This is a genomic window from Geothrix sp., assembly GCF_020622065.1.
In the GTDB taxonomy this organism is placed as follows: Bacteria; Acidobacteriota; Holophagae; order Holophagales; family Holophagaceae; genus Geothrix.
In genome coordinates this window covers 1,987,281-2,010,120 of record NZ_JAHRYQ010000001.1, presented here as the reverse complement: position 1 = coordinate 2,010,120, position 22,840 = coordinate 1,987,281, and the positions used below count along the sequence as shown (strand labels likewise).

Genomic DNA, 22,840 nt, shown 5'->3' with positions numbered 1-22,840 from the left:
CATGGGCACCTATACGCGCCTCGGGTCCTATCTGCTGGCCTCAGACCTGGCTAGCGATCCTTTCGGCGCGATCCATCGGGCCGTCGTCATCACCGGCAGCAACTTCGACCGCCACGCCCTGGTGCGGACCTTCTCGGAGGAGATGTTCCAGGCGGGCATGAACACCCGCTTGTCCGAAGCTGGCCGCGTGGTGCCCCTGCTGGGCGGCGCGCGCATCTACGGGCTGGGCTACCGGGTGGAGAGCGGCAAGGCGCCGCATGTGGCCTGGGACTATGTGCCCGGCCGCAGCCTCGCGCAGCTCATTGAGAAAGCCCGGCAGGAGCAGATCCCTTTCGGCGTCGATCATGCCCTCACGGTGATCCAGGGCGTGGCCCAGGGCATCGTGCAGATGCAGGCCAAGGGCGCCAGCCACGGCGTGCTGAGCCCGCACAGCGTGTGGGTGAGCTTCGAAGGCGCCACCCAGATCGTGGACGCCCCCTATGCCGCTCTGGCCAAGAGCATGCTGGCCAAGGCCCCCACAGCGAAGCGCAAGCTCGCACCCTACCTCCAGGGCCCCGAGAACGATGCCCTCCAGCAGGATCTGTTCGCGCTGGGCGCCGTGCTCTACGAACTGCTCACCTTCGAGCAGCTGCCCCTCGGCGGCGACTTCCAGACCCTCCTGGACAAGGCCACGCTCAAGGCCGCGCAGGAGGAGGCGCCCCTGCCCGCGGAGATCCGCGCCTTCCTGGGCCGCCTGCTGTTGGGCCGTCAGCCCTTCGCCACGGTAGAGGCCTTCAACACCGAGCTGGAGCGGGTGCTCTACGACGGCGAGTACAGCCCCACCACCTTCAACATGGCCTTCTTCATGCACACGCTGTTCCGGGAGGAGAACGACCGGGACGCGCTGGCCATGAAGGCGGAGCAGGGGGACAACTACCTGGCCTACACCGCCGCCGGCGAGACGCTGCGAAGCGGCGCCACCCGCGTGGAGCATATCGACGGGCACGCGGCGGAGGAGGCCAACCAGAAGAACAAGACCCTCCTCATCGGCGGCGGCCTGGCCGCGGTGGTGATCCTCGGTCTGGGCTACATCCTCTTCGGCCGCCCCAAGGTCGATCCAGCCATGCAGAAGCAGCTGGCGGAACTCCAGCTCCTGAAGGTGCAGATCGAGCAGCAGAAGTCCGACCTCGATGCCAAGGCCAAGGCCGAGACCGAGAAGACCGCCCAGCTCCAGAAGCAGCTGAGCGAAACGAAGTCCGTGGAAGAGAAGGCCCGGATCCAGAAGCAGCTGGACGAGGCCCAGGCCCGCAAGCTTGAAGTGGAGCGGCAGCAGAGGCTGGCCGAGCAGAAGCTGGCCGAGCAGAAGGCGGCCGAGCAGAAATTGGCCGAGCAGAAGAAGGCCGCCGAGACCAAGGTGGCCGCCGCTCCGCCCGCGCCGGAGCCGCCCAAGCCCCAGCCCATGCAGGAGGCCCAGCGGCCCGCCGCCGTGCCCACCCAGGTGCCCACGCCCCAGACCGCCGCGCCCCAGACCATGGCCCCGGCCGTCAACAACGACCAACCTGCCCGCGTAACCAGCCAGATCGCGCCGGCCTTCCCCCTCCGGGCCGTCCAGATGCGCTGGGAGACCAACCTCGACCACTTCGTGCGGCTGAAGGTGTTCGTGAGCGAACAGGGCCATCCCCTGAAGGTGTCCGTGATCGAGGGCGTGTCTGGTTCCTACGGGTTCGACGAGGCGGCCATCGAGGCGGCCAACAAGTCCTCGTTCAGTCCCGCCGTCCGCGACGGCAAGCCCGTGCGCGGCTGGACGCCCGAGATCGTCTACAAGTTCCCCAAGCGACGTTGATACGCTCCGGGGGGACCGCCTGCTCGCTTCGCTCGCGATGTCCCCCCGAACCCCCGCTTTCCGGGTCGGGGGAACCCCGCCCCGGAAAGCCTGTCAGCTAGCGAGTAGGGACTGCGCCGCCTCGTTGGCCAGGCGGTCCACCCGCTCGTTCTCCGTGTGGCCCGCGTGACCCTTCACCCAGCGGGCCTCCACATGGTGCCGGGCCAACTGGGCGTCCAGCGCCTGCCAGAGGTCCGCGTTCAGGACTGGCTTGCCGTCGGCCTTCTTCCAGCCGCGCCGCTTCCAGTCCTTCAGCCATGAGGTGATGCCCTTCACCACATACTGGCTATCGCTCTGGAGCAGCACCTGGCAGGGCTTGGTGAGGGCCTCCAGGCCGCGGATGGCGGCCATCAGCTCCATGCGGTTGTTGGTGGTGTCGGCCTCGGGGCCGGAACCTTCCTTTTCCTGGATCCCCGTGGCGAGGTGCACCCTCAGCAGGTACCCCCAGCCACCGGGGCCGGGGTTCCCAAGACATGCGCCATCGCAGTAGAGCTCGATCTTCATCCCACCAGAGTAGGGGAAGCGGCCGCCACTTGTGCCACGGCCTTGCGGAGCAGCTCCACGCCCAGGTCCAGATCCGGGGTCGTGAGGTTCATGGCGGGGCGGAAGCGCAGCCCCTTCACGCCGGTGGAGAGGATCATCATGCCCAGCTCGTGGCCCTTGGCCACCACGGCATTGCGCAGCTCGGGGCTGGCGATGTCCATGGCGCAGAAGAGGCCGCGGCCTCGGGGGTTCGCGGTGAACTCGGGGAAGTCGCGGTGGATCTCCTGCAGGCCCTTGAGCAGGCGCTCGCCCTGCTTCACGCCGTGCTCCAGCAGGTGCTCCTCGCGGATGACCTCGATGATGCGCGTGCCGCGCACCATGTCCACCAGGTTGCCGCCCCAGGTGCTGTTGATGCGGCTGGGTACCTTGAACACGCTGTCCACTTCGTCGAGGCGCCGGCCGGCGGCGATGCCGCAGGTCTGGGCCTTCTTGCCGAAGGCGATGATGTCGGGCTGCACGCCGAACCACTGGTGGGCCCACCACTGGCCCGTGGCGCCGAAGCCCGTTTGCACTTCGTCGAAGATCAGCAGGAATTCATGACGGTCCGCCAGGACCCTCAGCTTCGCCAGGAATTCGCCCCGGAAGTGGTTGTCACCGCCCTCGCCCTGGATGGGTTCGATGATCAGGCAGGCGATGTCGTCGGGATTCTGGGCCACGGCCGCTTCGATGGCAGCCACGGCTTCGGCCTCCGCGGCCTCGATCTTGGCGAGGTCCATGGGGAAGGTGAGCTTGGGGTTCGGCACGCGGGGCCAGGGGAACTTGGGGAAGTACTGGTATTTCCGGGGATCGGCGGTGTTCGTGAGGCTGAGCGTGTAGCCGCTGCGGCCGTGGAAGGCCTCGCGGAAGTGGATGACCTGCGAGCCCTTCTCGCCCCTGCCCGCCGCCAGGTTCTTGCGCACCTTCCAGTCGAAGGCCGCCTTCAGGGCGTTCTCCACCGCCAGGGAGCCGCCGTCGATCCAGAACAGGTGGGGCAGGTAGTCAGGCGCCGCATGGGTGCCGAAGGCCTCCACCCACTCCGCGAAGGCCGTGGTGTAGATGTCCGAGTTGGCGGGCTTGTTGACGGCGATTTCGCCCAGGCGCTGGACGAAGGCCGCCTCCCGTAGGCGGGGGTGGTTGTGGCCCAGGGGGGTGGTGGCGAAGAAGGTATAGAAATCCAGGTACTTCCGGCCGTCCCGGGCATCCACGATCCAGGAACCATGGGATTTCTCCAGGTCCATCACCAGGTGGAACCCGTCCACCAGCATGTGGCGGCCGAGGGTGTCGAAGACAGTGTTGGGATCGATGTGAGGCATGGACATGGCGGACCTCGGGAAACAGTTCAGTGTATGTTTGGGCCTGAAGCGGAGACACGCATGATTCCCTGGATAGCGGTTCAGGAAGCGCCTCTGGACGCGATGGCTTTACGAAGTGTCATGGAAGACCCCCATGCCGGCGCCCTCGTGCTCTTCGAAGGCCGGGCGCGGGATCACCACGAAGGCCGCCCCGTGCTGGAGCTGGCCTACGAGGCCTATGTGCCCATGGCGGAGAAGGAGCTGGGCCTCCTGCGCGAAAAGGCCATCGAGCGCTACGGGCTCACCCGCTGCGCCGTCCACCACCGCATCGGCATGGTGCCCCTCACCGAGGCCGCCGTCCTCGTCGTCACCAGCAGCGCCCACCGCGCCGAGAGCTTCCAGGCCGCGGCCTGGATCATGGACGAGATCAAGCAGCGCGTGCCCATCTGGAAGCGGGAGCGATACAAAGACGGCTCCGAGAGCTGGGTCGAGTGCACGCACCGGTTCCAGATGGAGCCCTGAGACGGGGCGCCAAGGCCTTGTCGCCGCGGGCCCGCTTCAGAAGCTGTAGCGGGCCTGCAGGGCCAGGACCTGGATGCGATTGCGGTAGGTGCCGGAGAGGTTGCCGCGGAAGAAGTCCGGGTTGCCGGGGCTGCCCGCCTTGAGATTCAGGGTGGAATCCTTCACGAAGATGTAGCTGTAGCCCAGGTCCAAGGCGAAGGCCTTGCTGAAGGCGTAGCCTGCGCCGGCACTCAGCCAGGTGCGGTCCGCGTCGGGAATGCGGGGGGTGCGGTAGGCGTCCGAGGTCGCCGCCTGGTCCCTGGCCAGGCCGGCCCGGAAGGTCCAGGTGTCGTTCGGCTTCCAGGTGGTGCCCAGGGACAGGAACCAGGTGTCCTTCCACTTCTCCTCGGTGACGGAGGTGCTCTGGCCCGAGGCGAACTCGATGCGGATGTCCTGGAAGCAGCTCCAGAAGGTCCGGGCAGCCTCCGCCTGGAGGCTCAGGCCCGGGGTGACCTCCCAGGCCGCACCCAAGGAGGCGGTGGCGGGCTGGTTGGCCCGGGGGGTGGCTCCTCCATCCTGGAACGCCGCCTTCAACGCCGCGGGGACACCCTCGTAGTGCACATCTCCCTTCAGGGCGAAGTCGATGCGGGAGTGGTAGGCCGCGCCGAGGCGCAGATCCCGGGTGGGCTCAAAGAGGACCCCCAGCTTGTAGCCGTATTTCCACTGCTTTCCCGTCACCTTCACGGCGCCGTCCTGGGTTCCCGGAATGTAGCCGGGGATGCGAAGGGCCGCGCCCACCGCACCGAAGTCCACGGCGTTGGTCAGTTCGGCGTCCACATACCGGGCCACCACGGCAGCGCCCAGGGACCAGCGGGAATCCACGCGCCAGGCCAGGCTGGGGGCGACTTCCACCACCGTGATCTGGGACTTGATCGCGTGGTACCGGCCGATCCAGTTGGCTTCGTACTCGCTGCCAAGACCGAAGGGGCTGTTCAGGGAAAGGCCCAGCTTCAGGTCTGGGCTCGCGCTCCAGAGCGCGTAAGCGACGGGGAGGACCGCCTGGCGGCCCGCATCGCCACCCGCGGTGCCGCTGACCGGGCTGCCGCCCAGGGGGGTGGCCCTGGAGGCGGAACCGCCTTCCAGGCGGGCTGAGGGGGTGATGCTGCTAAAGCCCAGCACGGCCTGGTTCCCTTCGAAGCGGGTGAGGGTGGCCACATTGAAGAACATGCTGCCGATGTCGGTGCCCCCGGCGCTGATGCCGGCGTAGGCGTTGCCCTGGGCGCTGGGGCTCTGCTCCCGCAACTGAAAGCCCGATCCCAGCAGCGTTCCGGCCGTGGAGCCGGTGATCAGGAAGGCCAGGAGGGTGCGGGAAGGGCGAAGGGGGCAGGCCATGGGAACTCCGGGGGTGGGACAGGGGGAACGGCGGGCCTTGCCGGTGGATGAATGGGGTGCGATGCCCCTTCATGCGAGGCTTTCCGGGCTCGCGAAGGGCCAGTATCCCGGAATTCCAACAGGCGCATAAGTGCGGATTTTGATGGATTAGCCTGTATGTGACCAATGCCGACGCCGCCTTGGCGGAATCGGCCCCACCCCGGGGGCAGGGGTTGATCTCGGGTTGTTTTTCGCTAAAAATTCGCCATACTTGGATCCCCTCTGGAGGTTCCGGTGCTGGCGATGTGGGTTCCCGAACTGCCGTTCCAGCTGGCCTGTGGACGGGATGGCGCCTTGCGGGACCGGCCCTTGGCCTTCCTGAATCCCGAAAGCCCCCGTTCGCCCACCCTCTGGTTCGTGAATCGCCTGGGCCGGGCCGAGGGGTTGGCCCCGGGCCTGCCCCTGGATCAGGCCCTGCGGGTGGCCCCGGGCCTGCGGGTGCTGGATCCGGCCCCCCAGGTGTGGTGGGAGGCCCAGGGGAGCCTGGGCGACTTCCTCCAGCACTGGACACCCCAGGGGCAACTTCTGCGTCTGGGCGAAGCCCTGGTGGAGCTCCAGGGCACCCAGCGGATCTTCGGCCCCCTGGCGGATACCGCCGCGCGCATGTGCCGCGAGCTGACCGACCGGCACGGCTGGGCCAGCCACGGAGGGCTCTCGCTCAGCGCCACCGCCGCCCAGATCGCCGCCCACGCCGAGCATCACCTGGAGTGGGTGGCGGACGGTGCCGAGGCTTCCTTTCTCAGCCCCCAGTCCCTGCGTCGCCTGTCGGACCTGGCGCCCCGCACCCGGGACCGCTTCCACCGCCTGGGCCTCCGCCGCTTCGGCGACCTCCAGCCCGTACCCCTGCCCGTGCTGGCGGAATTGACGAACGCCACGGTGGCGCCGGACCTGCAGGCCCGTGTCCGCGGCGAGGACCGGCCCCGACTGCCCCTGCTCACGGAGCGCCCCGGCCATGCCCGACATGGCTGGCGCCTCCAGCCCCCCTGCCTGCCCGAGGAAGTGGCCCTGGCCGCCCGCTGCCTGGACTGGCTCTGGTCCGATGCCCGCCACCCGCGCCACCTGACCCTGCGTTGGTGGGATGTGGATGGCGAGCCCCACGCCTGGCACGCCGCCCCCGAGGATCTGACGACGCCGCCCTTGGTGCTGGCCCGCCGCCTCCAACAGGCCTTCCTGGCCCTGGCCACCCGTCGTCTCCTCGTGCGTGAGGTGGAGCTGCGTCTGGCCTGGGGCCTGGGTCGCGCACGCGCCCTCTTCGAGGATCCGGCGCACCAGCGCCTCGAACGCCTCGAACCCACCCTCGCCCGTCTCCGCCGGCGCTTCCCGGACAGGGCTGTCCTGCCGGGGTGGATGAAGCAGGGCGCCTGAGAGTCCCATGTTCGCCCTTGGCATCTCCGATTTCTCCATTGGTGAAGGCGTCTACCCGGCAAAGCAGCTCCTTTCGCTGGCGCGCCAGCTGGGCTACCGCGACCTGGTCTGCTGGGACCGGGGCGTGGCGGGCTATCCGAAGCTGCGGGGAGTGCTGGAGTGGATCCACGAGGCTCGGAAGCTGGAGGGCCTGTCCCCGGATCCCCGGTGGACGGGCTTCCGCCTGCACCTGGGCAGCCGCTTCACCTGGCGGGGGCACGGCTACGGCGCGCTGCCCTTCACGGATGCGGGCTACGCCGCCCTGAACCGCCTGCTCTCGGCCCAGGCCCATGACGCGGCGCCGGGGTCGGAGATTCCCGGCCTGGGCGCTCCCGAACCGCCGCAGGACTGCGTGCTGCTGGCCGAGGATCTGGCGGGGCTGGATGCCCTGCTGCGGGAGGGGCTCTACGGCGCCCTGCTGGCCCACCCCCGCCGCGCCCAGGAGGCCCGCAAGGCCCTGGCGGCGGGCCTGGAGGTGGTGGCGCCCCAGGTGCTTCGGTTCCGCACGGCCGAGGGGCTGGAGATGCACCGGCTCAAGCGGGCCATCGACCAGCAGGCCACGCTCGTCCGCACCGAGGCCCTGTGGGACCCCCTGGATGCCGCCGTACCCCGCGCCGACTGGGAGGCCCGCTTCCCCTTCGGCGAGCCCGCCGTAGCACGGGCCACGGCGGCCGTCCTGGAGCGCATCTCGGGCTGGAACATGCACTGGGGGAAGTGGGTGCTGGCCGACCCCCTGGGCCGCGAAGGCGCGGACCTCGACGCCCTCCTGCGGGAGAAGGTGCGGGCGGGCGTAGCGGCGCGGTTCAAGCATCCAGACGGCGAGGTGCTGGTCCGCATGGAGCGGGAGCTGCAACTCATCTCCAGCATGGAGTTCGCCCGCTACTTCCTGCTGGTGGAGGACATCGTGCATGCCGCGCAGGGTGCCATGCCCCGCATCTGCGGCCGGGGCAGCGGCGCCGCCTCGCTGGTGAGCTACGCCCTGGGCCTCAGCAATGTGGACCCCGTGGCCACGAACCTCATGTTCGAGCGCTTCCTCACGAAGGAGCGCAAGGATCCGCCGGACATGGACATCGATTTCGCCTGGGACGAGCGGGAGGATGTCATCCAGAAGGTGTTCGAGCGCTACGGCCGCAACCGCGTGGCGATGGTGGCCAACCACGCCTTCTTCAAGGCCAAGGGCGCCCTGCGGGCCGTGGCCCAGGCCCATGGGCGGCCCGACAGCGAGCTCAAGCAGCTGGCCCGCTATGTCCGCGGTTGGGAAGGGGGCCTGGTCCGCGCCGCCGAGAACCCCGCCTGGGACACGATCCTGCGCCAGGCTCTGGCGCTGAAGGGGCACTTCCACCAGTTCTCCGTGCACCCCGGCGGCACCGTCGTCACGCCCGGTCCCTTCTGGGAGCACGCCGCCTTCCAGCCCGCGCCCGCCAAGGACAATGTGTCCACCACCACCTGGGACAAGGATGGCGTGGAGAACTATGGCCTGGTGAAGATCGATCTCCTGGGCAACCGCAGCCTCGCCGTCATCCGCGATGCCTACGAGGTGCTGGGCGACCGCGTGCCGAAGGATCCCGGCACCCACTCGCGCGGCGACGCCGACACCCAGGCCCTGCTGGCCCGGGGCGACAGCATCGGCGTGTTCTATGCCGAAAGTCCCGCCACGCGGCAACTCCAGCAGCGGGTGCGGAAGGGCGGCTTCGAGACACTGGTGATCCACAGCAGCCTCATCCGCCCTGCCGCCTATCGCTGGGTGGACCGCTATGTGAAGCGCAGTCGCGGCGAGGAGGCCTGGGAACCCAGTGATCCCGTGTTCAACCAGCTGCTGTCCGAGAGCTATGGCGTGCTGGTCTACCAGGAGGATGTCATCAAGGTCTGCGTGGCGCTGGCGGGCTGGAGCCACCACGAGGCCGACCAGCTCCGCAAGCTCTTGGGCCGGTCGGACTGTGAGGAGAAGCTGCCCTACTACGAGGCGCGGTTCCGCGGAGGCTGTGCCGTGCAGGGCGTGCAGCCTTCAACCGTGGATGAGGCCTGGGACATGATCCGCACCTTCCGAGGCTACTCCTTCTGCAAGCCACACTCCGCCAGCTACGCCCAGGTGAGCTTCGAGAGCGCCTGGATCAAGGCCCACCACCCGGCGGCGTTCTTCGCATCGGTCATCACCAACCAGGGCGGCTACTACCCCGCCATCGCCTACCTGGGCGACGCCCGCCGCCACCGCCTCGTGGTGCGGGGGCCCGATGCCAACGCCTCCGCCTGGGCTTTCACGGCGGAGGGCGACCAGGCCTTGCGTGTGGGCCTCATGCAGGTGCAGGGCGCCCTGGCGAAGGAGGTGGAGAAGCTGCTGGAGGATCGGGAACAGCGTGGCCCCTTCGCGGATCTGGACGACCTGCTGGGCCGCGTGAAGCCCTCCGTGACCACTGCCGAGGCCCTCTGCGCCGCCGGGACCTTCGACCGCTGGGCGCCGGATGGCGACCGCACGCGTCTCATGTGGGCGCGGCTCGGTGGCGTGCCCTCCGGGGTGCGCCCACGCCCCACGGACGCCTTCGACCGCGCGGACCTGGAGCTGCAGACCATGGATCTCACCCTGGAGATCCACCCCGCCGCCCTCTCCCGGGTGCGCAAGGGCGGCGGGCCCGACCGTGTGGCGGATGTGGGTCAGAGCAAGCCCGGCCGCGGCCTGAGCTTTTGGGCCCTGGTGGTGGCGGACAAGGAGGTGCGCACGGAGGGGGGTGACCGCATGCAGTTCGTCACCTTCGAGGACGACACCGACCTCTGCGAAGCCGTGGCCTTTCCCGATGTCCTCAAGCGCCGCCAGCGCCCCTTCCGGGTGGGGGAGGTCGTATCCGTCCGCGGGAAGACAACCCTGCAGGATGGGTTGGCGGTGTTCGAGGTGGGGTGATCAGAGAAGCGTGGCGCGCTCGTGATCCCAGACCCTACGGGGTCTCCTTCAGGATCGTATAGGTCGATGTGGCTCCTGTCGTCAGCGAGTCCCGCCCAAAGATGGTCACCCGGCCCGTGTCATCAAAGGCGAGGGCCGGATTCCGCTCGTAACCGATGAAGCGGGGGCTCAAGGCGAGGGGTATCCAGGTGCCCTTGGAGAAGAGGTAGAGAAGGCGGTCGGTGGACGCGTTTGCGAGCAGGGCGATCCGGGACCGGTCGGCGGAGAGAGCAATGTCCCCGTCGTAGCGGAGGCCGAAGACGGAAGCGGCCCCCAGTCGATACGGCGATTGCCAGGTGCCGGTGACCTTTTCGATGCACATCAGGTCCACATCCGGGAGTGGAGGGCCGCTGGGTGCGATCCGGTCGAAGACGAGCAGGGCGCGATCGGGGGCAGGGAACACCAGCTTGCTGAAGGCTCCGCTGCTGGGTTGGGTGATGGGAAGAAGTGAGGAAGTCCAAGTGCCGTCGGAGGCGCGAGACAGTTCGAAGCCATTTCCGTCGGAGCCCCAGATGACGACATGAGGGTCATTCGACGGATCCATGGCGAGCGTCACCCGGTTGTAGGACTGGGCCGCGAGGACATTCAGCGATTCATCGAGCCAGCCTGAGCCGCCCTTGTGGATGTAGACAAGAGAGGTGGTCGACGGTCGCTGTTCCTGGCTTTCATCGAGGAGGAGGTGAATCTGCCCGGACGAATCCAGCTCGAAGGCATTGCCACTGGAAGCAAAGGCGGAGCCGGTGAATACCTTCCGAGTGAGGATGGGCTCGGACTGCCATTGGACCCCGTCGTGCCACTCGTGGATCAGGTCGAACTCCACCCACAACCCGCCCACTGGCTTCAGCGACACGAAGTGGGGATGGTCCGAGGCATCGAATCGGACATAGGGATAGAGCCACAGGGCTCCCAGGGCTGGATGCGCGTCCCAGGTGGACCCGTTGAAGATCCGCACTCCTGGGGAAGCCTTGTCGTCAAGGCTCAGGCAGGTCGTTCCATGGCCTGACCGGAACATCCAGGTCGCGGTCGGAAGCGACAGGACCTGGGCCGACACCATGGGCGCATTGGGAACCTGGTACTGAGCCTGGGCAATCGGGGACCAGACGGAGGCTGTCGCGGTCTTTGTTTCGAGATAGTACTCGTAGGTACCGGGAGTGTTCAGGGCATCCACAAAGGTGCTGGAAGTTGGCGACAGATGCGCGATGTCCGTGACGAAGGTGGACGCGTAGCCATTCCCCGATCCCGGGGACCTCCACACCACAATCTCCGTGGCGAGGCTGCTGCGGTTCTTCCACCCGAGATGGATACCGTCCGCTTGAGCGGTGGCGGAGAAGGCGATCACGGAGGAGACCGGTATGGGAGGCGCGGTGGTCAGCGCCGGAGCGCTTGAAACCGTGCCCTTGGCATAGGTAACCCGGTAGGAGCAGGTGGTGCCTTCCACGAGATCCTGATCGAGGAACGAGACTGCATCGGCACCGAGTTGTGCGAGAGGCTGCCAGCCGCTGAAGCTGCCATCAGGGTTCAGCAAGGCCCTTTCAACCCGGACGGCATCCGCTGCCAGGGAGGCTTTCGTCCAATTGATGAATAACCCTCCCCGAAGCAGGGCCGCCGTCACCTGGGAAGCGGGGCGCAGACCCCTGAAATAGGGAACGGCATTGGTGTACTCGTATTTGACGCCGCCACGAACCGCGCACATCCGGAATTGGAGATCCAGCAGCTCGGGTGTGCTCGGGTCGAAAGTCAGGATGATGCTCTCCCAATTCCCGGGGAGGATGTCGTTCGTCAGCGATTGGAAGGGGCCACCCGCCACGCTGGCCTCGAGCAGGAAGCCGTCGTAGGTCGCGGTGGGTCTGACCCAATCCAACTGGATGATGTCGAAGCCCGAGCCTTGCTTAAGGGTCAGGCTAGAGGCAAAGGTGACGGGTTGCTGCACCTTGGCGGGAGCAGCGGATCCCCCGGACCCGCCGCCGCACCCCGACAGGGCCGACAGGAAGAGGACAGCAGCCACGGCCACCAGCCATTCTTTCAAACCCGCGAGACTCGAGAGCAAGGGCCTAGATGGACGCATGGTGAAGGCTCGGGAGAAAGAAGGTGGTAAGGGCGCGGCCTGGCGGACCGTGAACTAGGGTGTGAGGCAGCCCGCTCATGTCACGGTCTGAGCCGCTCCGCGTGGGAGGTGGAACCCAAGAGTGCAGGGGTGCGGTTCAGGCATAGAGGCGAAGATCTGATTTTATGGTCCCACGAGTGACGAAGCAGGGCCAGAGACCCACCCCTGGAATCGCACGGGTCGTCCCTGTGCCCTTCTCGATCCTGGAGGCTTCGGCCCAGGATTCTCTCCGGAGGTGTTCCATGCGTCGCATCACCTTAACCCTTCTGGGAATCGCCCCCGCGCTCGTCGCCCAGGCGCCGCCACTCACACTTCCCCAGGCCAGCCCCCAGGCGATGGTCCGCCAGACGGTAGGGGTGACGGAACTTGAGGTGTCGTATCACCGCCCTGCGGTGGCGGGCCGCAAAGTCTGGGGTGGGCTGGTGCCCTACGGTCAGGTCTGGCGGGCCGGGGCCAACGAGAATACGGTCGTGGCCTTCTCCACCCCCGTCCGCGTGGGCGGCACGCTGCTGCCCGCGGGCCGCTACGGCCTCCACATGGTGCCCACGGCCACGGCCTGGACGGTGATCTTCAGCAGCCAGTCCCACGGCTGGGGAAGTTACGGTTACACGCCGAAGGAGGACCTGGCCCGCATGACGGTGACCCCCGTAGCCGCCGAGCCCACGGAGCGCCTGGCCTTCACCTTCGACGACCCCACGGAGATGGGCGTCACCCTGTCGCTGCGCTGGGAGAAGCTGCGGGTGCCCATCCCGCTGGCGGTGGACACGAAGCAGGCCGTGGTCCAGAGCCTGCGGGACCAGTTGCGGGGCCTCCACCAGTTCTTCCCCGAAAGCTGGAGTGCCGCCGCGGGCTGGTGCGTCCGCAGCGAGGTGAACCTGGATGAGGCCATGACCTGGGCGGACCGCTCTCTGGCGCTGAAGGAGACCTTTGCGGGGGCACGCGTCAAGGCCGCGCTGCTCGAGAAGAAGGGGGACACCCAGGGCGCCGAGGCCCTGCGGGCGAAGGCCCTGGCGAAGGCCACGGAGCTGGAGGTCAACCAGCTGGGCTACGCGCTGCTGGGACAGAACAAGGTGGATGAGGCCCTGGCCCTCTTCCAGCGGAATATCCAGGATCACCCGGACTCCTGGAATGTCTACGACAGCTTGGCCGAGGCCTATGCCCTCAAAGGCGACAAGGCCCAGGCCATCGCCAACTACCGCCGGGCCCTCGACAAGGTGAAGCAGGAAGACCAGCGCCTTCGCATCCAGGGCGAACTCGACAAGCTCAAGTAGGCGGGGTGGAGGGCATGGCACACGGGGCGCGCCGGTTTGCTATGCTCCGGCCCATGCCTCGCGCCATCTTCGCCCTCCTGTTGCTGCTCGCCGCCCCGGCTTTCGCCCAGGAACCTGCTCCAGAACCCCTGGGCGTGGCGCTGGAGAACCACCCCTATCCCCATCCCGTGCGCTTCTTCCCGGTGACGGTGGAGGGGCAGGACCTGCGGATGGCGTACATGGATGTGGCGCCAACGGGTCCCGCCAACGGCCAGGCGGTGCTGCTGCTCCACGGGAAGAACTTCTTCGGGGCCTACTGGGCGGGCACGATCCAGGCTCTATCGGCGGCGGGGTATCGGGTGGTGGTGCCGGACCAGATCGGCTTCGGCCGGTCACCCAAGCCCGACCTCCACTACAGCTTTGAGCTGCTGGCGCAGACCACGAAGGCCTTGCTGGACAGTCTGGGCGTGGCGAAGGTGACGGTGGTGGGCCACTCCATGGGCGGCATGCTGGCGGTGCGCTACGCGCTGCTCTATCCGGCGGCCACGGTGCGGCTCGTGCTGGAGAACCCCATCGGCCTGGAGGACTACCGCGTGAAGGTGCCCTTCACCAGCGTGGACGCCACCTACAAATCCATGCTCACGCCCACGCGGGAGGGGCTGGACCGCTTCTACCGCACCTACTTTGCCACCTGGAGGCCCGAGTTCGGCCTCTGGGCCGACCTGGCGTGGCGGGCCACGCTCAGCGGCGAGTGGCCCCGGGCGGCCAAGGCTTCCGCCCTGACCTACGACATGATCTACACCCAGCCCGTGGTGCAGGACTTCCCGCGCCTCACGGTGTCCACCCTGCTGGTCATCGGGCAGGCGGACCGCACGACGCTGGGGCGCGGGGCGCTGACGCCCGAGGTGCTGGCCACGCTGGGCCGCTATCCCGAGCTGGGGCGCCGCGCGCAGGCCGCCATCCCCGGTGCGAAGCTCGTGGCGCTCGATGGCGTGGGCCACATCCCCCACCTGGAGGCACCGGAGCGCTTCCACGCAGCGCTGCTGGCGTTCCTGAAGTAGGCGGGCAGGACCTCGGAGGCGGAACCATGAAGATGGGGCGGGGAGCCGGGAAGATCCTCATGGCCCTGCTGGTGCTGACGGCGGCCTGCAGCCGCGCGCCGCGCCCCCTGCCGGAGCGGACCTCGCCGGAGCGGCCCAGGGGCGTGGTCGCGCGAGCCCTCCCCCGCCTGGGCTACACGCTGCAGGCGGGCGCCTTCGCCAAGGTGGAGAACGCCGCGCGCTTCGCGGAATCTCTGCAGGCCCAGGGACTGGAGGCCACCTACTACGCTTCGGGTGAAGGCCTCTACCGGGTGCGCTTCGGTGACTTTGCCACCCGGGAGAAGGCGCGGGCCAGGGGCGAGGCCCTGACGCGCGCAGGCGTGATCGAGGCCTTCTGGGTGGTGGCGCCGGACGGTTCGGCCCCGGGGGCTTCGGGCCGTCCGCAGGTCCACCCGACGGACGAGCGGGGCCTGCGGGCCAGTCTGGTGGAGACCGCCCGGGGCTACCTGGGTGTGCCCTACCTGTTCGGGGGCACCACGGAGCGGGGGTTCGACTGCTCCGGCCTCACGGGGGCGGTCTACCGGCTGAACGGGCTGCGGCTGCCGCGCTCATCCCAGGCCCAGTTCGAGGTGGGCAGCCCGGTGGATCTGGGGCAGGCCCGGGCAGGCGACCTCCTGTTCTTCGCCCCGGGGGGTGGGCGGGTGAGCCATGTGGGGCTCTATGTGGGGCAGGGGGCCTTCATCCACGCCCCCTCGGCCGGGCGCGGGATCTGTCAGGATCAGCTTTCGGACCGCTACTACCAGAAGGCCTTCGTGGGGGCCCGGACCTATCTCTGAGAACTGGCTCTAGAACCGACCCCAGAATCGGGGTTTGAGCATCAATTGCGATTGGCTGTCGATTTTTTGAAAATTGGATGCAGAACCGGCCTATACTGTGGATTGCCCGTCAGTCGTGCGGGCAGAACAAGCGTTGCAGCCTCGCCTGGAAGGAACAATGCATCTACATCCAGGACAAAGAACATAGGTAGGCAACATGGCTCAGGGAACCGTCAAGTGGTTCAACGCCGAAAAGGGTTTCGGATTCATCACCCCCGATGACGGTGGTGCGGATCTGTTCGTTCATCACTCCGCGATCGAGACCACGGGCTTCCGCACCCTGGACGAGAATCAGCGCGTCAGCTTCCAGGTTGGTCAGGGCCAGAAGGGCCCCCAGGCGACCAACGTCAACAAGCTGTAATTCATACTGTTCAACATCGGACCGGCCTCCTTCGGGAGGCCGGTTTGCTTTTGCACCCCGGGATCCTCCTTTTGGCATCCCTTTGGCGGTAGTCCTCCTGTCCCGGTCGCTGGCTGGGCGAGAGGTGCCTAATGGACTCCGGATACTATGTCGCCGCTGGCAGCTTGAAGGCTCGGGCCTTCCAGCTGGATGTGGTGGCGAACAACCTGGCGAATGCGGCGACCGTGGGCTACAAGCCCGATCAGCCCTTCTTCGCCGTCTTCAACAAGGCCGCGGGCAGCGGGCGGAAGCTGCCCCTGAGCGGCAGCGTGAACGATGGGGTGGTGTTCGGGGAGACCGGCGTGGTCACCACGCAGGGTGCCCTCCGGGCCACCGGCCGTTCCCTGGATGTGGCCATCGAAGGCAACGCCTTCCTGATGGTGCGCACCCCCGGTGGAGACCGGGCGACCCGGGATGGCCGCCTCCAGATGGGCCAGGGGGGACAGATCCAGGCCATGGACGGCAGCCCATTGCTGGGCAAAAACGGCCAGCCCATCACCGTCGACCCCAAGAACGGCACGGTCTCCATCACGGCCGACGGCACCGTCTCCCAGAAGGAGCAGGTGCTGGGCCAGCTGGACTTGAAGGCCTATGAGAAACCCGGTGCCCTGAAGCGCACCGGCGCCCTTCGCTTCGATCCTGCCGGGGCGGCGGAGGCCCCCGTCACGGGCACGGTCACCCAGGGTCACCTGGAGCAGAGCGCCGTGGATACGGCCTCCACCATGGTCGAGATGATCCGCCTGAACCGGCTCTTCGAGCTGAGCATGAAGGTGGCCTCGACCCTCACGAACGATCTCGATTCGCGCTCGATCAACGATGTCGCGATCACCCGCTAGTCCTCAGTCTTCAACAATTTCAGTGAATTGACCGGGAGGTTCTCATGATGCGAGCGATGTGGTCGGCGGCGGCGGGCATGAATGTCCAGCAGTACAACATGGACACCATCTCCAACAACCTGGCGAATGTGAACACCACGGGCTTCAAGAAGGCCCGGGCGGAGTTCCAGGATCTGCTCTACCAGACCGTGAACCTGGCGGGCACGAACTCCAGCACCAGCAGCACGATCCCGGCCGGCATCCAGCTGGGCCACGGCGCGAAGCTGCAGAGCCTCATGCGGCAGTTCAGCACCGGCAACCTGCGCCAGACGGCCAACCGCTTCGACATGGCCATCGAGGGCGACGGCTTCTTCCGGGTCACCCAGCCGGACGGCACCCTGGCCTACACCCGGGATGGCGGCTTCACCACGGACCAGAACGGCGCCCTGGTGAATTCGGCGGGCTACCTGCTGGATCCCCAGATCACCATCCCCCAGGACGCCCTGAGCGTGACCATCGCCGGGGACGGCACCGTGAGCGTCACCCAGCCCGGCCAGACCCAGCCCCAGCAGGTGGGCCAGATCACCCTGTCGCATTTCGTCAACCCCACGGGCCTGAACCAGTTGGGCCGGAACCTGCTGCAGCCCACCCTGGCCAGCGGCGAGGCCATCGACGGCACGCCCGGCTCGGACGGTCTGGGCACCATCAACCAGGGCTTCCTGGAAGTCTCCAATGTGGATGTGGCCGAGGAGATGGTGAACATGATCATCGGCCAGCGGGCCTACGAGGCCAACTCGAAGACCATCCGCACCGTGGACGACATGCTCAGCCTGCTGAACAACCTCAAGCGGTAGATCTCATGCGTACCGCGGCCCTGCTCCTCCTCGCGCCGGCCCTGGTGGCTCAGGCGCCCGTCTCCCCGGCCGAGCGCCTGGCCGATGCGGCCGTGGCGTTCGCCCAGGCCGAGGCGGCCAAGCTGGGCGGGGCGCACACCTTCAAGATCGCCCAGCCTCCCCGGGTGCCGGTGGTGCGGGCCGGGGCCCTCACCTTCGAGCCCTCCCACCTGAGCAAGCGCGAGCCCCTGGGCCGGTTCTTCGTGGTGGTGGCCCTCAAGGTGGACGGCGAAAAAGTCGGCATGGCCCGGGTGGATCTGGATGGCAGCTGGGTGGGCACGGTGCTGCGCGCCAAGGGGGACCTGGCCCGCAAGACCGAACTCTCCGCGGACCAGGTGGAGTCCAGCCCCTTCGAGGGCGTGCCCCCGGAGGGGGCCCTGACGGCGATTCCCGAGGGTCAGCGCCTCATGCGCTCAGTGATCTCCGGGAAGATCCTCACCCGGGCCGACCTGGAGCCCGTGCCCCTGGTCCAGTCCGGCGACAAGGTGCGCCTGACGGCCACCCACGATTCGCTCAGCATCACCCTGGACACCACCGCCCGCAGCCGGGGCGGCCTGGGGGACCGGGTGCGCCTGGAGGCTCCCGGGGCCCGGCGGCAGGTCACCGCCGTCATCACCGGACCGGGCGAGGCTAAGCTCCCGTAGGCCCCAGCCAGGGCGGGGCCCCGCACTTATTCCCTTGGCCGGAAAGGGCCCGGGCCGTATTCTGATCCCTTGCGCAAGGAGGAGCCCATGGCTCACGAGGGTCACGAACACGGACCGGACTGCAACCACGATCACGACGATTCCTTCGAGATCGAAGTCGTTGAACTCGAAGACGAGAATGGCGAGAAGGAAGAGTTCGCGATTCTCGAAGAGCTCGAGTTCGAAGGCCGGAACTTCGCCATCCTCGCGCCCCTGGCCGAGCTGCAGGCCCAGGAAGAGGGCACTGCGGATCCCGAGGAGGGCCTGAGCCTGGAGATCTTCGAGGTCAAGGACGACATGTTCACGCCCCTCGAGGACGAAGAGCTGGCCGAGCGCCTCATGAAGCACCTCGACGAGCAGGAAGCCAAGCTCAAGGCCGAGGAAGAGAAGGACTGACCGGAGGCAGAACGCCGGCATGGCAAGGCCCCCATCCGGGGGCCTTGCCATGTCTCGACTTCTGGCCAAACGGGGTGCGCTGATGGTCTAGAGCGTACCCTGGAAGAGCGAGAAGACGGCCCCCTGCGGATCCGCGATGACGGCGAAGCGACCCACCTTGGGGATGTCGCGTGGGGGCACCCGGATGGTGGCGCCGAGGGCCTGGGCCTGGGCGGTCCGCTCATCCACATCCTTGACCATGAAGTAGATCATCCAATGGGAGGGGATCTCCTTCCAGGCCGGCCCCCAGTGCTCGGTGATCTCCATCATGCCGCCGAAGTGGGTTCCCTCCAGCACCCACTCGAAGTAGGGCATGGCGGGGTCGCTGGGCGGCTTGGCGGTCCAGCCGAAGATCTGCGGGTAGAAGGCCTGGGCGGCCTGGGCATCCGTGGTGGCGAGTTCGGTCCAGCAGAAGGCGCCGGGTTCCATGTACGCCGAGGCGCCCTTGTGGTTCCGGGGCTGCCAGATCGCGAAGACCGCGCCAGCCGGATCCTGGATCACGGCCATCCGTCCCTCCTCCATCACATCGAAGGGCCCCGCGAGAATCTGGGCACCCAGTTCCCTGGCCTTCGCGGCCGTCGCGTCGGCGCTGGTGACGGACACATAGGAGAGCCAGTTCGGGGGGACTCCGTGTTTGAGCTGCTCCTCGCCCTGGGCGCAGAGACCCGCCGCCTGCCGGTCCCCCAGGGAGAAGATGGCGTAGTTCCCCATGGAGCTGGGGACCTCGCGGGCGCGCCAGCCGAGCAGATCCCCGTAGAAGGCCTGGGCGGCCTTGAGGTCGGTGGTGGCCAACTCGGGCCAGCAGAAGGTTCCAATCGCGGGAAGAGTGGCCTGGGCCATGATCACCTCCGGAAGTGGGGCCCCAGCATGAAGCGGTTCTCCGAGAGGGACAATACGCAAAAAGGATGAAGGCCGAATGCGATTCACAGGTGTTCAATTTCAGGGCGGCCCCTCGGCCACCACGGGCCTCCGGGTTTCAAGCCGCCCCTGGCGTAAGCTGAACCGATGCTGAACGACCCGATCCTCTTCCCCGGCCGGATCCTCTTCCTGACGGAAGATCCCGCCGCGATGGCGCGTCAGCTGGCTGGCGAGGACCTGGATCCTGCCGAAGCAGGCCCCCTGCGGGACCAGATCAGCACCGACGAGATCACGCCGGCCTTCATCTGCTACCACTTCGACGAGAAGCTGGGCGACTTCCCCTACCTGGGCCTGAAGTGCGGCGAGGTCTTCCCGGTGAAGGAAGGCTCCGTGCGCGCGGGCGGCTTCGCCGTCAGCGTGGCGGGCCGGCGCCGGGGCAAGGGCAGCAGCCGGGAGGCCAGCCCCTACGCCGAGCTGTGCGCGGGCCTCCGCCTCGTGATCGCGGAGAGCTTCGAGCGCATCTACCGTCAGAACGCCCAGAACCTGGGCCTGCTCACCAGCACCGACTTCGGCCTCATTCCGCGGATCCGCCGGGGCGAGGCCATCCCGCTCGCCGAATTCACCGAGGGCCTTGATTCCGTCACGGCGGAGATCGTGCGCCGCGGCGGGCTCTTCGCCTACAACGCCGCCCGTCTGTCCGGAGAGGTGGTGCCGCCCCTGCCCTCGCATGGCCCGCGCCCCATGACCTATGCCGAGAAGCTGCTGGCCCGCCACGCGGTGGTGGACGCGGCGGCCGGGCAGGTGGGGCTTCCGGCGGTGAAGCCCGGCGACGGCCTCTTCGTGAAGGCCGACTGGCGATTCAGCCATGAGTATGTGACCCCGATGGCCGCCCGTTTTCTGGAGAAGGCCCTGGGGCCCGGGGCCGCCCTCCGGGATCCGGCCCGCATCCTGGCCTTCCGGGACCACCTCACCTTCCTGCACCACAGCATGAAGGCCGAGCACCGGGCCCTGGGCCTGCTGAAGGTGGCCGAGGGCCTGAAGCCCGCGCAGGAGGCCTTCTGCGCGAAGCATGGCATCCGCCTGCACGGCGAACTGCCCGACGGTTCCGGCAGCGAGGGCATCTGCCACTCGATCATGACCGAGCGCTACGCCTGTCCCGGCCAGGTCGTGGTGGGCACGGACTCGCACACGCCCCACGCCGGGGCCCTGGGCTGTCTCGCGTTCGGCATCGGCACCACGGACATCGCCTGCGCCTGGGTGACGGGGGATGTGCGGGTCACGGTGCCGCCCACGCTCCGCGTGCGGCTGGAGGGCAGGCTGCGTCCCGGTGTCTCCGCCAAGGACCTGGTGCTGCACCTCCTGGCCCAGCCCTTCATCCGCGAGGGCGGCGCCATCGGCCATGTGGTGGAGTACCAAGGTCCGGCCCTGGCGGACCTCGACACCGACGAGCGGGCCACCCTCACCAACATGGCTGCGGAGATCGGCGGGTTCACGGGGCTCATCGCGCCGGATGGGGAGACGGTGCGCTTCGTGCAGGAGCGCCGCGGCGTGGACCTGGTGCTGGAATCCTGGATGGTCGGCGACGAGGGGGCCGATTACGCCCAGACCCTCACCGTGGACTGCGGGGCCCTGGGGCCCATGCTGGCCCGGCCCGGCGACCCGGGGAACGGGGTGGCCCTGGCGGACCTGGGCGAACCGGTATCCATCGACATCGCCTACCTGGGCAGCTGCACCGGCGGCAAGCGCGAAGACCTGCACAGGGCCTATGAGGTGGTGAAGGCGGCTGCCACCGAGGGGCGGCGGGTGCCCGAGGGCGTGCAGTTCTTCGTCCAGTGCGGCAGCGAGGATGTGCGCCGCCATGCGGCTGAGCAGGGCTGGCTCGCGGCTTTCGAGGCCGTGGGGGCCGTGGTGCTGGGCAGCTCCTGCGGGGCCTGCATCAACGCGGGCCCCGGCATCTCCACCCGCCCGGACCAGGTGACCATCAGCGCCATCAACCGCAACTTCCCGGGCCGCAGCGGGCCGGGCCGGATGTGGCTGGCCAGTCCGGCCACCGTCGCCGCCAGCGCGCTGGCAGGGCGCATCACGGGGCCTTGAGAAAGACCGGCTCAAAATTGTCGGGGAGCCCGGTAAGGTGGCTGGGTAGACCCCGGGGCCCAGGCGCGCCGGGCCACCCGCCGGAGATCCCCACTGATGTCATCCGTCCGCCTTTGTTCTCTGCTCCTGTCCTCGAGTTGGCTGTGGGCGGAAGTCCCGATTCCAAGCCAGGGCGCTCCCATCTCCACCCCGGCCCCCAAGGTTCCGGAATCCGCTCCGGCGACTTTGGCCATGGGTTCCTCTTCGGATCCTGATCGCTTCTCCAATTTGCCCCGGCTGCTGCTGGACGATGCGGGGCATGTCGTCAGCGCCCCGGTGCGCTGGGACCGCTCGGACTGGGTCGCGGTCGGAACGGGCGCCGCGGCGGTGGTGGGCGTGGGTCTGCTGCTGGACCGCTCGGCAGACCGGTTCATGGCGAACCACGCCACCGCCTCCTGGGATCGCGCCGCCAAGGATGTGCAGAAGCTCGGGGGCACGCCCAGCGTGCTGATCGCCGGGGGCACCTACCTCGCGGGAGTGGCTTTCAAGGATCCCGAAGTGCGGGCCACGGGCATCGACACCATGGTGACGATGGGGCTCGCCCAGCTCCTGCTCACGATTCCGCTGAAGACCGTGGCCGGGCGATCGAGGCCCAACGAAGGCAAGGGCACCCACGACTTCCACCCCCTGAACGGCGGGGCGTCCTTCCCTTCGGGTCACACCACCCAGGCGTTTGCCCTGGCCTCGGTCATCTCCGAGCACGCGGACCGTCCCTGGGTCTCCGGCCTTTCCTATGGGCTGGCAGGGCTGGTGGGCCTGTCGCGCGTGGAACAGCGGCAGCACTTCCTGTCCGATGTGGTGGCGGGGGGCCTGATCGGCACCTTCGTGGGCAAGGCGGTGGTGGCCCACAATCAAGCCCTGCGGGCCGATGCGCGCCGGAAGGTGTCCATGTCCTTCTCGCCCATCTTCCAACCGGGCGGCTACGGCGTCAGCGTGGCCATGGTGTTCTGACGGCCATCGACCAGACGAAGGCCAGGAAGGTCCCCACCGCGGTCAGGCTGAAGACGAGGACGGCGCCGGCGGCGCAGTCCTTCGAGATCTTGATGGCGGGGTGGATCTCCGGATGCAGATGATCGAGGGCGTGTTCCAGGGCCGTGTTGAAGAGTTCGGCGGCGAGCACCAGGCCGCAGTTGAGCAGCAGCAGGGCCCACCAGATCGCCGGAGGGCGCAGGACAACCAGCAGTGCCATCACCCCCACCGCCATCAGGCTCTGGAAGCGGAAGCTGGCTTCCAGCTGCCAGGCCGTGCGGATCCCCTGGAGGCTGTACGAGAATCGCTTGGGAAACGGCTGGTTCTTCATGCGGTCCTTGCCGGAAACGATCCATTGTGACAGCGCCGTTTCCCGAGCCTAGCGCTTCTCTTTCAAAGTATGTGAACCTGAGAAATCCGCGGGTCCACCCGTTTTCCCGAG

Annotated in this window: 20 protein-coding genes; 14 read left to right on the top strand and 6 right to left on the bottom strand. The window is 68.0% G+C overall.

Annotated features, from left to right (window positions below; translation table 11 throughout):
* Position 1: 1 nt before the first annotated feature.
* The gene (locus QZ647_RS09400) at positions 2 to 1,822 is read left to right on the top strand and encodes a TonB family protein (RefSeq protein WP_291271907.1); all 1,821 of its coding nucleotides are present in this window, start codon (positions 2 to 4) and stop codon (positions 1,820 to 1,822) included.
* Between the two features lie 93 nt (positions 1,823 to 1,915).
* On the opposite strand, the gene rnhA is transcribed toward QZ647_RS09400, so the two are convergent.
* A complete protein-coding gene (gene rnhA / locus QZ647_RS09395) occupies positions 1,916 to 2,365 on the bottom strand; it encodes a ribonuclease HI (RefSeq protein ID WP_291271906.1) in 450 nt (149 codons plus the stop codon).
* The gene (gene lat, locus QZ647_RS09390; RefSeq protein ID WP_291271905.1) at positions 2,362 to 3,702 is read right to left on the bottom strand and encodes an L-lysine 6-transaminase; all 1,341 of its coding nucleotides are present in this window, start codon (positions 3,700 to 3,702) and stop codon (positions 2,362 to 2,364) included. The genes rnhA and lat overlap by 4 nt, the downstream gene beginning before the upstream one ends.
* Before the next feature lie 27 nt (positions 3,703 to 3,729).
* Between lat and QZ647_RS09385 the strand changes: the two genes are divergently transcribed.
* On the top strand, positions 3,730 to 4,197 hold the full coding sequence (locus QZ647_RS09385; RefSeq protein ID WP_366526144.1) for a molybdenum cofactor biosynthesis protein MoaE: 468 nt from the start codon (positions 3,730 to 3,732) through the stop codon (positions 4,195 to 4,197).
* Positions 4,198 to 4,233: 36 nt separating this feature from the next.
* Here QZ647_RS09385 and QZ647_RS09380 read toward each other — a convergent pair whose 3' ends face one another.
* Positions 4,234 to 5,568: an outer membrane protein transport protein gene (locus tag QZ647_RS09380; RefSeq protein WP_291271903.1), complete on the bottom strand. Its 1,335-nt coding sequence runs from the start codon at positions 5,566 to 5,568 to the stop codon at positions 4,234 to 4,236.
* 282 nt (positions 5,569 to 5,850) lie between these two features.
* Between QZ647_RS09380 and QZ647_RS09375 the strand changes: the two genes are divergently transcribed.
* On the top strand, positions 5,851 to 6,972 hold the full coding sequence (locus QZ647_RS09375; RefSeq protein ID WP_366526166.1) for a hypothetical protein: 1,122 nt from the start codon (positions 5,851 to 5,853) through the stop codon (positions 6,970 to 6,972).
* A 7-nt stretch (positions 6,973 to 6,979) separates the two neighbouring features.
* Entirely contained in the window at positions 6,980 to 9,904 is a 2,925-nt protein-coding gene (locus QZ647_RS09370) for a hypothetical protein (protein ID WP_291271901.1), read from the top strand.
* A gap of 34 nt (positions 9,905 to 9,938) precedes the next feature.
* On the opposite strand, the gene QZ647_RS09365 is transcribed toward QZ647_RS09370, so the two are convergent.
* Positions 9,939 to 12,008: a hypothetical protein gene (locus QZ647_RS09365; RefSeq protein ID WP_291271900.1), complete on the bottom strand. Its 2,070-nt coding sequence runs from the start codon at positions 12,006 to 12,008 to the stop codon at positions 9,939 to 9,941.
* A gap of 281 nt (positions 12,009 to 12,289) precedes the next feature.
* Here QZ647_RS09365 and QZ647_RS09360 point away from each other — a divergent pair, with 281 nt between their 5' ends.
* The 8 genes from QZ647_RS09360 (at position 12,290) to QZ647_RS09325 (ending at position 18,399) form a co-directional block, all read left to right on the top strand.
* On the top strand, positions 12,290 to 13,318 hold the full coding sequence (locus QZ647_RS09360; RefSeq protein WP_291271899.1) for a DUF2911 domain-containing protein: 1,029 nt from the start codon (positions 12,290 to 12,292) through the stop codon (positions 13,316 to 13,318).
* 14 nt (positions 13,319 to 13,332) lie between these two features.
* Complete coding sequence (locus QZ647_RS09355; protein WP_291271898.1) at positions 13,333 to 14,358, top strand: alpha/beta hydrolase; 1,026 nt, start codon at positions 13,333 to 13,335, stop codon at positions 14,356 to 14,358.
* Positions 14,359 to 14,384: 26 nt separating this feature from the next.
* Positions 14,385 to 15,173 (top strand): NlpC/P60 family protein, encoded by a 789-nt coding sequence (locus tag QZ647_RS09350; RefSeq protein WP_291271897.1) that lies wholly within the window; start codon positions 14,385 to 14,387, stop codon positions 15,171 to 15,173.
* A gap of 196 nt (positions 15,174 to 15,369) precedes the next feature.
* Positions 15,370 to 15,573, top strand: coding sequence for a cold-shock protein (locus tag QZ647_RS09345; protein WP_286355577.1), 204 nt, complete (start codon positions 15,370 to 15,372; stop codon positions 15,571 to 15,573).
* Between the two features lie 131 nt (positions 15,574 to 15,704).
* Positions 15,705 to 16,448 carry a flagellar hook-basal body protein gene (locus QZ647_RS09340; RefSeq protein WP_291271896.1) on the top strand — a complete coding sequence of 248 codons (744 nt, stop codon included), beginning with the start codon at positions 15,705 to 15,707 and terminating at the stop codon, positions 16,446 to 16,448.
* Between the two features lie 44 nt (positions 16,449 to 16,492).
* Positions 16,493 to 17,281, top strand: a complete 789-nt coding sequence (gene flgG / locus QZ647_RS09335) for a flagellar basal-body rod protein FlgG (protein WP_286355579.1) — start codon at positions 16,493 to 16,495, stop codon at positions 17,279 to 17,281.
* Between the two features lie 5 nt (positions 17,282 to 17,286).
* Positions 17,287 to 17,964, top strand: coding sequence for a flagellar basal body P-ring formation chaperone FlgA (flgA, locus tag QZ647_RS09330; RefSeq protein ID WP_291271895.1), 678 nt, complete (start codon positions 17,287 to 17,289; stop codon positions 17,962 to 17,964).
* A gap of 87 nt (positions 17,965 to 18,051) precedes the next feature.
* Positions 18,052 to 18,399 carry a DUF1292 domain-containing protein gene (locus QZ647_RS09325; protein ID WP_257308213.1) on the top strand — a complete coding sequence of 116 codons (348 nt, stop codon included), beginning with the start codon at positions 18,052 to 18,054 and terminating at the stop codon, positions 18,397 to 18,399.
* An 87-nt stretch (positions 18,400 to 18,486) separates the two neighbouring features.
* Here QZ647_RS09325 and QZ647_RS09320 read toward each other — a convergent pair whose 3' ends face one another.
* Positions 18,487 to 19,278 carry a VOC family protein gene (locus QZ647_RS09320; protein ID WP_291271894.1) on the bottom strand — a complete coding sequence of 264 codons (792 nt, stop codon included), beginning with the start codon at positions 19,276 to 19,278 and terminating at the stop codon, positions 18,487 to 18,489.
* A 165-nt stretch (positions 19,279 to 19,443) separates the two neighbouring features.
* Here QZ647_RS09320 and QZ647_RS09315 point away from each other — a divergent pair, with 165 nt between their 5' ends.
* Both QZ647_RS09315 and QZ647_RS09310 read left to right on the top strand, forming a co-directional pair.
* Complete coding sequence (locus QZ647_RS09315; RefSeq protein ID WP_291271893.1) at positions 19,444 to 21,390, top strand: aconitase family protein; 1,947 nt, start codon at positions 19,444 to 19,446, stop codon at positions 21,388 to 21,390.
* A gap of 231 nt (positions 21,391 to 21,621) precedes the next feature.
* On the top strand, positions 21,622 to 22,380 hold the full coding sequence (locus QZ647_RS09310) for a phosphatase PAP2 family protein (RefSeq protein ID WP_291271892.1): 759 nt from the start codon (positions 21,622 to 21,624) through the stop codon (positions 22,378 to 22,380).
* Here QZ647_RS09310 and QZ647_RS09305 read toward each other — a convergent pair.
* The gene (locus QZ647_RS09305) at positions 22,358 to 22,729 is read right to left on the bottom strand and encodes a diacylglycerol kinase (RefSeq protein ID WP_291271891.1); all 372 of its coding nucleotides are present in this window, start codon (positions 22,727 to 22,729) and stop codon (positions 22,358 to 22,360) included. The two genes, QZ647_RS09310 and QZ647_RS09305, sit on opposite strands and share 23 nt — an antisense overlap.
* Positions 22,730 to 22,840: the final 111 nt, after the last annotated feature.

Bases quoted from the DNA above. Each gene is read 5' to 3' on its own strand.
- QZ647_RS09400 (WP_291271907.1), top strand. From the start codon at position 2: ATGGGCACCTATACGCGCCTCGGGTCCTATCTGCTGGCCTCAGACCTG.
- rnhA (WP_291271906.1), bottom strand. From the start codon at position 2,365: ATGAAGATCGAGCTCTACTGCGATGGCGCATGTCTTGGGAACCCCGGC.
- lat (WP_291271905.1), bottom strand. From the start codon at position 3,702: ATGTCCATGCCTCACATCGATCCCAACACTGTCTTCGACACCCTCGGC.
- QZ647_RS09385 (WP_366526144.1), top strand. From the start codon at position 3,730: ATGTTTGGGCCTGAAGCGGAGACACGCATGATTCCCTGGATAGCGGTT.
- QZ647_RS09380 (WP_291271903.1), bottom strand. From the start codon at position 5,568: ATGGCCTGCCCCCTTCGCCCTTCCCGCACCCTCCTGGCCTTCCTGATC.
- QZ647_RS09375 (WP_366526166.1), top strand. From the start codon at position 5,851: ATGTGGGTTCCCGAACTGCCGTTCCAGCTGGCCTGTGGACGGGATGGC.
- QZ647_RS09370 (WP_291271901.1), top strand. From the start codon at position 6,980: ATGTTCGCCCTTGGCATCTCCGATTTCTCCATTGGTGAAGGCGTCTAC.
- QZ647_RS09365 (WP_291271900.1), bottom strand. From the start codon at position 12,008: ATGCGTCCATCTAGGCCCTTGCTCTCGAGTCTCGCGGGTTTGAAAGAA.
- QZ647_RS09360 (WP_291271899.1), top strand. From the start codon at position 12,290: ATGCGTCGCATCACCTTAACCCTTCTGGGAATCGCCCCCGCGCTCGTC.
- QZ647_RS09355 (WP_291271898.1), top strand. From the start codon at position 13,333: ATGGCACACGGGGCGCGCCGGTTTGCTATGCTCCGGCCCATGCCTCGC.
- QZ647_RS09350 (WP_291271897.1), top strand. From the start codon at position 14,385: ATGAAGATGGGGCGGGGAGCCGGGAAGATCCTCATGGCCCTGCTGGTG.
- QZ647_RS09345 (WP_286355577.1), top strand. From the start codon at position 15,370: ATGGCTCAGGGAACCGTCAAGTGGTTCAACGCCGAAAAGGGTTTCGGA.
- QZ647_RS09340 (WP_291271896.1), top strand. From the start codon at position 15,705: ATGGACTCCGGATACTATGTCGCCGCTGGCAGCTTGAAGGCTCGGGCC.
- flgG (WP_286355579.1), top strand. From the start codon at position 16,493: ATGATGCGAGCGATGTGGTCGGCGGCGGCGGGCATGAATGTCCAGCAG.
- flgA (WP_291271895.1), top strand. From the start codon at position 17,287: ATGCGTACCGCGGCCCTGCTCCTCCTCGCGCCGGCCCTGGTGGCTCAG.
- QZ647_RS09325 (WP_257308213.1), top strand. From the start codon at position 18,052: ATGGCTCACGAGGGTCACGAACACGGACCGGACTGCAACCACGATCAC.
- QZ647_RS09320 (WP_291271894.1), bottom strand. From the start codon at position 19,278: ATGGCCCAGGCCACTCTTCCCGCGATTGGAACCTTCTGCTGGCCCGAG.
- QZ647_RS09315 (WP_291271893.1), top strand. From the start codon at position 19,444: ATGCTGAACGACCCGATCCTCTTCCCCGGCCGGATCCTCTTCCTGACG.
- QZ647_RS09310 (WP_291271892.1), top strand. From the start codon at position 21,622: ATGGGTTCCTCTTCGGATCCTGATCGCTTCTCCAATTTGCCCCGGCTG.
- QZ647_RS09305 (WP_291271891.1), bottom strand. From the start codon at position 22,729: ATGAAGAACCAGCCGTTTCCCAAGCGATTCTCGTACAGCCTCCAGGGG.